Origin of the sequence: Patulibacter sp., from assembly GCF_030655195.1 — a bacterium.
GTDB lineage: Bacteria > Actinomycetota > Thermoleophilia > Solirubrobacterales > Solirubrobacteraceae > Patulibacter.
Genome location: NZ_JAURWA010000161.1, coordinates 1 through 6,999, shown reverse-complemented (window position 1 = coordinate 6,999; position 6,999 = coordinate 1). Strand labels below are relative to the sequence as shown.

General features: G+C 75.1%; 8 protein-coding genes. 5 read left to right on the top strand and 3 right to left on the bottom strand.

Annotated features, from left to right (window positions below; translation table 11 throughout):
* Positions 1–109 precede the first annotated feature (109 nt).
* On the bottom strand, positions 110–730 hold the full coding sequence (locus Q7T67_RS18085) for a TetR/AcrR family transcriptional regulator (protein ID WP_304793046.1): 621 nt from the start codon (positions 728–730) through the stop codon (positions 110–112).
* A gap of 116 nt (positions 731–846) precedes the next feature.
* Between Q7T67_RS18085 and Q7T67_RS18080 the strand changes: the two genes are divergently transcribed.
* The gene (locus tag Q7T67_RS18080) at positions 847–1,422 is read left to right on the top strand and encodes a hypothetical protein (protein ID WP_304793043.1); all 576 of its coding nucleotides are present in this window, start codon (positions 847–849) and stop codon (positions 1,420–1,422) included.
* Between the two features lie 86 nt (positions 1,423–1,508).
* A complete protein-coding gene (locus Q7T67_RS18075) occupies positions 1,509–2,540 on the top strand; it encodes an ATP-dependent DNA ligase (RefSeq protein WP_304793040.1) in 1,032 nt (343 codons plus the stop codon).
* Here the strand turns inward: Q7T67_RS18075 and Q7T67_RS18070 are convergent.
* Together Q7T67_RS18070 and Q7T67_RS18065 are read right to left on the bottom strand one after the other, a co-directional pair.
* A complete protein-coding gene (locus Q7T67_RS18070; protein WP_304793038.1) occupies positions 2,525–2,884 on the bottom strand; it encodes a DUF1622 domain-containing protein in 360 nt (119 codons plus the stop codon). The genes Q7T67_RS18075 and Q7T67_RS18070 overlap by 16 nt on opposite strands.
* Before the next feature lie 56 nt (positions 2,885–2,940).
* Positions 2,941–3,525 (bottom strand): TetR family transcriptional regulator, encoded by a 585-nt coding sequence (locus Q7T67_RS18065; RefSeq protein WP_304793035.1) that lies wholly within the window; start codon positions 3,523–3,525, stop codon positions 2,941–2,943.
* 110 nt (positions 3,526–3,635) lie between these two features.
* On the opposite strand from Q7T67_RS18065, the gene Q7T67_RS18060 reads away from it, so the two are divergent.
* The 3 genes from Q7T67_RS18060 to Q7T67_RS18050 all read left to right on the top strand — a co-directional run.
* Positions 3,636–4,622 (top strand): aldo/keto reductase, encoded by a 987-nt coding sequence (locus Q7T67_RS18060; protein ID WP_304793032.1) that lies wholly within the window; start codon positions 3,636–3,638, stop codon positions 4,620–4,622.
* 178 nt (positions 4,623–4,800) lie between these two features.
* Positions 4,801–5,970: a trypsin-like serine protease gene (locus Q7T67_RS18055; RefSeq protein WP_304793028.1), complete on the top strand. Its 1,170-nt coding sequence runs from the start codon at positions 4,801–4,803 to the stop codon at positions 5,968–5,970.
* 267 nt (positions 5,971–6,237) lie between these two features.
* Positions 6,238–6,999, top strand: a 762-nt coding sequence (locus Q7T67_RS18050; protein WP_304793025.1) for a phosphatase PAP2 family protein, incomplete at its 3' end; no start/stop codon positions are given.

The window sequence follows — 6,999 nt, the reverse complement described above, 5'->3', positions numbered from 1 at the left end:
AGACCGCCGTCGCGAGGCCCCGGCGACGTGGCCCCATCCGCCGCGGCCGCCGCGACGCGCCCGCGCGACGCGGCGATCGCCGAGCCGGGTGCGGACGACGCGTGCCCCGTCAGCCCTCGTCGTCCTCGTGCGGGACGACCGGCTCGATGGCCATGGACCGCAGCAGGCCGTCCACACCCCGGCCCACGGTGCGGCGGGCGATGACCGGCCCGTCGAGGTACCCCGCCGTCATCGCACCGTCCCGGAGCATCAGGAAGTGCCTCGCCGCGTTGCCGGGCAACCCGTGGCCCGCGTCATCGAATGCGCGGCGGACGAGCTCGTAGTACCAGCGGCGGTGCTCGGCGACGACCCGCCGCACCGGGCTGTCGGCGTCCTCGAACTCCGACGCCGCGTTGATGAACGCGCAGCCGCGGAAGCCGGGCCGGCCGGTCTCGGACGCGACCTCCTCACCGAGTGCCCGAACCAGGTCGGCCCCCCGGTGCTCCTCGCCCAGGACGGACGCCCGGGCCGCCACCGCGTCGTGCACCCCGCGGAGGTACGCGACGACCAGGTCGTCCTTGCCGGGGAAGTGGCGGTAGAAGGTCGCGAGGGTCACCCCGCTGCTCGACACGATCCGGTTGACCCCCACGCTGCCGATCCCCTCGGCGTAGAAGAGCCCCGACGCCGTGGCCAGGAGTCGCTCGCGCGCCTCGGAGCGCTTCGCGGGACGGGACTCGGCCGGGGAGGGCATGGGCGTCATCCTAGCGCAAGAGAGAACGATCGCTCTTGACTCTGGCGGGCGGTCGTGATTCGCTCCGACGAGCACCAAGAGAGAGCGATCGCTCTCTCTAACAACGAGAGGCCCGCATGTCCGCACCCACCGCCGCCCACCCCCACGCCACCGGGCGCGCCCCCGACGAACGGCGGGTCGCGTTCGCCCGCGCCGCGGTGGGGCTCCTGTGGGCGATCGCGCTGGTCCTCGCCCTCGGCGACGACGGGACCCGCACCGACGCCGACGTCCCGGTCGCGGCCGCGCTGCTGCTGGCCGCCTACCCGGTCGTCGACGTGCTCGCGTCGATCCGGGCGGCGTCGGCCGGCGGGGTCCCGGGACGGCTCGCACGGGCCAACGCGGCGCTTGGCGTCCTCGCCGTGGCGGCGGTCGCCGTCGCGGCGCTCGCCGCGGACGCCGGCGCCACCCTCGCCGCCTTCGGCGCCTGGGCCGCGATCAGCGGCGCGCTGCAGCTCGTCGTCGCCGTCCGCCGTCGCAGCGAGGGCCGCCAGCTCCCGATGATCATCAGCGGCGGACTGTCGACGCTCGCCGGACTGAGCTTCGTCGCCGCGGCCGCCCGGACCGAGGCCGACCTCGTCCCCCTGGCGGGCTACATGGCCGTCGGCGCGGTGCTCTACGTCGTGTGGGGCGTCCGCACCCGCGGGACGCGCTGAGCGCCCGGACGCGCACCCGGGCGCCCTCGGGGCCACGTCGATCGACCCGTTCGGCCACCGCCCCGCGCGGGTAGGGTCGCCCCACCGTGACCCTGCCGCTGGAGCCCCCGCTCGCCCCCCAGCTCGCCCGAGGCCGGGCGACCCTGCCGACCGGCGACGGCTGGTCCTACGAACCGAAGTGGGACGGCTTCCGCGCGATCGCGTTCGTCGACTCCGAGACGCCGGTCGGCGGGTCGGACGCCGCGGAGGACCCGACGGCCACGGCCGGCGGCGCGTCGCTCGTCCTCCTCTCCCGCGGCGGCAAGCCGCTGCAGCGGTACTTCCCCGAGCTGCGCTTCCCGCCCGGCCGCTACGTCCTCGACGGCGAGATCGTCGTCGACCCCCAAGGGCTGGACGGCGACTCGGCCCCGGACTTCGACGCGCTGTCGCAGCGCATCCACCCCGCCGCGTCGCGCATCGCGAAGCTGTCGCAGGAGGTCCCGGCCCGGTACGTCGCCTTCGACCTGCTCGCCGCCGGCGACACCTCGCTGATCGAGCGCCCGTTCTCCGCCCGCCGCGACGCGCTGGAGCGGTTCCTCGCCGACGACGCGTTCCGCGACTCGAGCGTGGCTCTGACCCCCGCCGTCCGGACCCCGGAGGAGGCCGAGGCGTGGCTGCAGGACACCGAGGGCGTCGTCGCCAAGGAGCTCGACGCCGCGTACCTGCCGGGCGAGCGCAAGGGGATGGTGAAGATCAAGCGCAAGCGGACGATCGACGCCGTCGTGCAGGGCTGGCGCCACGGCAAGGAGGACGGCACCGTCGGATCGCTGATCCTCGCCCTCTACGCGGAGGACGGCGAGCTGCGCACCGTCGGGCACTGCTCGAGCTTCACCGCCAAGCGCAAGCGCGAGCTCGTCGGGGAGCTCGCCCCGTACGGCACCGGCCGCGTCATCCCCGGCGAGCCGAGCCGCTGGAAGTCCGACAAGGAGCTCGAGGTCAACGAGCTGCGCCCCGAGCTCGTCGTCGAGGTGTCGTTCGACCAGGTGTCGGCCGGCCGCATCCGCCACGGCACGAAGCTCGAGCGCTGGCGCGACGACAAGCCCGCCGAGGCCTGCACGATCGATCAGCTCGACGCCTGAGGAGGCCGGGCCTGCCACGGCCAGCGGCCCGTCAGCTCCAGCTCGAGCGTGAAGCTCAGGAACGTCCGGATCAGCACCACCAGCGCGAGGATCCCCGCGTTGGTGAAGCTCGGCTCCACGGCGACGGTGCGGATGATGTCCGCGGCGACGAGGAACTCGAGGCCCAGGAGGATCGCCCGCCCCACCCCCTGGCGGTAGCGTCGCAGCGGGTCGTCCGTCCGGTGCGACCGGGCCAGCAGCAGGCCGGTCGCGATCGCGATGCCCAGCACGATCGTCGCGACGCCGAGGACGTCGACGACCTTGCCGACGAGCTCCATGGCGTCCTTGAAGGTCCCGTCGTCCATGCGCGCTCGCTACCCGCCGGACCCGATCCGCACGGCCCGTCGCCGCGGCCCCGCCCTCACCCCGCGGGCGGCCCGCTCCCCGGAGCGGTCATGCGCCGCACCGTCTCGACGATCGCCGCGCGATGGGCGGCGATGCGCTCGGCGGAGTCCGGGTCCACGCCACCGGTGCCCAGCAGGCTGCGCGGGGTCATGAACCAGCCGCGGGTCAGGCCGACGACCAGCGAGATGACGTCCGGGATCGCGATGCCGCCGGTGACCGCCCCCTGACGCGGATCGGCCATGGCCTCCAGCCGGGCCGCCGTCACCTCGCTCTGCTCCTGCCCCCGGTCGGGAGCCTCGAGCACCTGCCACATGCCCAGCCGCCAGGCCTCGGGCTCGGCCAGCATGTGGTCGAAGACCCGCCCGGCCCAGCCCGGCAGGTCGTCGATGTCGACCGGCTCGATCCGGGCGACCACGTGGTCCAGGGCGGCCTCGAACAGCCCCGCCTTGTCGCCGTAGTAGACGTAGATCGAGCGCTTGTTCGCCTCGGCGGCCGCGGCGATCCGGTCGACCCGCCCGCCGGCCAGTCCGTGGGCGGCGAACTCGGCGACGGCCGCGGCGAGGATCCGGGCGCGGGTGGCGTCGGCGTCGCGGGGGGCCATCGCCGGACCCTACCGCCCGAAGTAACCAGACGGTTCGCCCCACCGCGCCCGCCTGCTAACGTCACGAACCAGTTAGTTACTTCATGGGGTCGACGTCCGGGAGGACACCGATGCAGCACCGCAGGCTGGGCACACAGGGACTCGAGGTCGCCGCGATCGGTCTCGGCACGATGGGCATGACGATGGCCTACGGGTCCGGGGGCGACGAGGCCCGCAATGCCGCGACGCTGCGCCGCGCCCACGAGCTCGGCGTGACCCTGTTCGACACCGCCGAGCTCTACGGCCTGGGGACCGGCAGCAACGAGCAGCTCGTCGGCCGGGCGCTGAAGGACGTCCGCGACGAGGTCGTGATCGCCACGAAGTTCGGCTTCGACATGTCCGCCGACCCGCTCGGCTCCGGCGTCGACAGCCGCCCCGAGCACATCCGCGAGGTGACCGAGAACAGCCTCCGGTACCTCGGCACGGACGTCATCGACGTGCTCTACCAGCACCGGCCCGACCCGTCCGTGCCCGTCGAGGAGGTCGCCGGCGCGGTCGGCGAGCTGGTCGCCGAGGGCAAGGTCCGCTACCTCGGGCTCAGCGAGGCCGGGCCGGACGACCTGCGCCGGGCGCACGCCACGCATCCCGTGTCGGTGCTGCAGACCGAGTACTCGATCTTCGAGCGCGAGGTCGAGGAGGACGTGCTGCCCGTCGTGCGCGAGCTGGGGATCGGCTTCGTCCCCTACTCGCCGCTCGGCCGCGGCTTCCTGACCTCGGACGTCCGGCCGGCGTCGGAGTACCCCGCCGACGACATGCGGTCCTGGGACGCCCGCTGGCAGGGCGAGAACTACACCGCCAACGTGCGCGCGGTCGAGCAGCTCCGGGCGCTGGCGGACGAGAAGGGCGCCACGGTCGGCCAGCTCGCCCTCGCCTGGCTGCTGGCCCAGGGCGACGACGTCGTCCCGATCCCGGGGACCCGCAGCGCGGACCGGCTGGCCGAGAACGTCGGTGCCGCCGAGCTGACGCTGACGCCCGCCGACCTCGAGCGCGTCCGCGCCATCCTGCCCCACGGCTCCTACGGCGAGCGGTACCCGGCGGCGATGATGCCGACCTGGTGAGCCACGGCCGTGGGGCGGGCCCCGCCCGCCCCACGGCAGCGCCACCGCCCCCGCGCCCGAAGAGCGGGCGAAGAATCCCGTCCCGGCGGCCCGTACGTGCGACGCGGGCCCCGGCCGCCCGGGTACGGTGGCGGTCCCTGCGTGACGGCGGACCGGCCGGGCACGGAGGCCCACCCCCATGCGCCCGCACCCCCGTCCCGCCCGCCTCGCCCTCGCCGCCGCGGGCTCCGTCCTCCTCGCCCTCGGCGCGACCGCCCCATCCCAGGCGGCCACCTGGCGCGACGCGCCCGCCCCGACCCTCGGCGACCGCGCCACCACCCGGATCGTCGGGGGCACCGTGCTGCCCGACACGACCCAGGCGCCCTACACCGTCGCGGTCCAGACGATCTTCGAGGGCGACAACGTCGGGGGCTGCAGCGGCACGATCCTCGACCCGACCCACGTCCTGACCGCGGCGCACTGCGTCGTCGAGGAGAACGGGACCCGCGCGACGCCCGACCAGGTCGCCGTCGCCGCCGGCACCGTCGACGTGACGACGCCGCAGGGCCGCGCGACGGGCGCCGTCAAGGGCGTGGCCACGATCCGCGTGCACCCGCGCTACTCCGCCGGCGGGTTCTTCGACGACGCGGCCGTCCTGACGCTGTCGACGCCGCTGGACTTCTCGGTCCCCACGATCCAGCCGCTGGCGATGGTCCGCAGCGGCACGAACGTCTCCCCCGGGCGCTCCGTCCGGGTGTCCGGCTTCGGCATCACGGGCGCCAACGCCGGCGACTTCGGGCGGCTGCGGGCCGTGAACGTCCGCTCCGTGATCGGCGGCAGCGCGTGCGCGAACACCGCGCCCGGCGCGTTCCTCTGCACGCAGGGCACGCGCAAGGGCGCGTGCTCGGGCGACAGCGGCGGCACGGCCACGATCGGCTCCGGCACCGCCCGCCGGCTGATCGGCGTCACCGACATCGCGGACTCCAACTGCCAGGGCCTGAACTTCTTCGCCAACGTCGCCGCACCCGAGATCCGCACCTTCATCGACGCCGCCGTCGCGGAGCAGGACCTGACGCCGGCCCAGACGCCGCTGGCCCCGCGCGGCGGCCGCTCGATCAAGATCAGCGGCACCGCGAGGGTCGGCCGCACGGTGACCTGCCGCCGCGGGTCGTGGAGCGCCGGCACGAAGTTCCGCTACGCGTTCCTGCTGGACCGCGGCACGCGCCAGCGCAACCGCGGCTTCCGCACGAAGCGGACCTACACGGTGCGCTCGGCCGACCGCGGCTGGAAGGTCTTCTGCGCCGTCGAGGTCCGCAACGCGGGCGGCCAGGGCATCTCGGTCGCGAGCAACTCGCGCACCGTCCGGTAGCGCGGGCGGGGAGCGCGGGCGGCCCCGCGGGGCCGGCCGCGGGGGCCCGGCACCGGCCGCGCAGGCCCGGATCCCCGGCGACGTTCGTCCCGCCCGGGGGTCCGGCGGCCGTCGGCGGGGTATCTGATCGCCATGGACCGGACCCCCTCCCCCGCCCGGTCCTCCGGCGACCTCGTCGCCTCCGGCGTCGACGGGCCGGAGGCCGTGACGGACCGCGGTCCGCCTGGAAACGGACCGCGGTCCGTGAGGTGGTACGTTCATCGTCTGATGCGCACGGTCGACGACGAGCGGGGGACGGTTCCGGCGGGCCGCGTGTGGACGTGGCGCACCGTCCTCCTGGCGTTCGCCGTGGCCTACGGCACCTACGCCGCCGCCCGCTGGCTCGGCCTCGGCGCGGCGACCGCGTTCGAGAACACCCGTGGGCTCGTCGAGCTCGAGCGCTCCCTCGGCATCGCCGTCGAGGTGCCCGTCCAGCGCGCGTTCGACGCGCCCGCGGCGGTCTGGATCCTGAACCACGTCTACATGGCGGCGCAGTTCCTCGTGGTGCCCGCCGCGCTGCTGCTCGTCCGCCGCCACTCGATCGCGGCCTTCCGCCGCCTGCGCGACGTGCTGCTCCTGACGTGGGTGCTCGCGACCCCGGTCAACGCGTTCTTCCCCGTCGCCCCGCCGCGGATGGCCGACATCGGCCTGACCGACACGATCACCGCGAGCGGCTCCAGCGCGATGAACTCGAGCCTGTCGACGGCGTTCTACAACCCGCTCGCCGCCGTGCCGAGCCTCCACGTCGCCTTCGCGTTCACCGTCGGCGTCGCGGTGCTCCTCACGGTCCGCTCCCCCGCCCTGCGGGTCCTGGGCGCGCTGTGGGGACCGATCGTGACGCTCGCCGTCGTCGCGACCGGCAACCACTTCGTCCTGGACGCCGCCGCGGGCGTCGCCCTGGCGGCCCTCTCCTACGGCCTCCTCCGGCTCCCCGCCCCGCAGCCGCGGGCGCTGCTGGCCCCGGTCGGCGCGCTGCTGGCGACGCCGGCC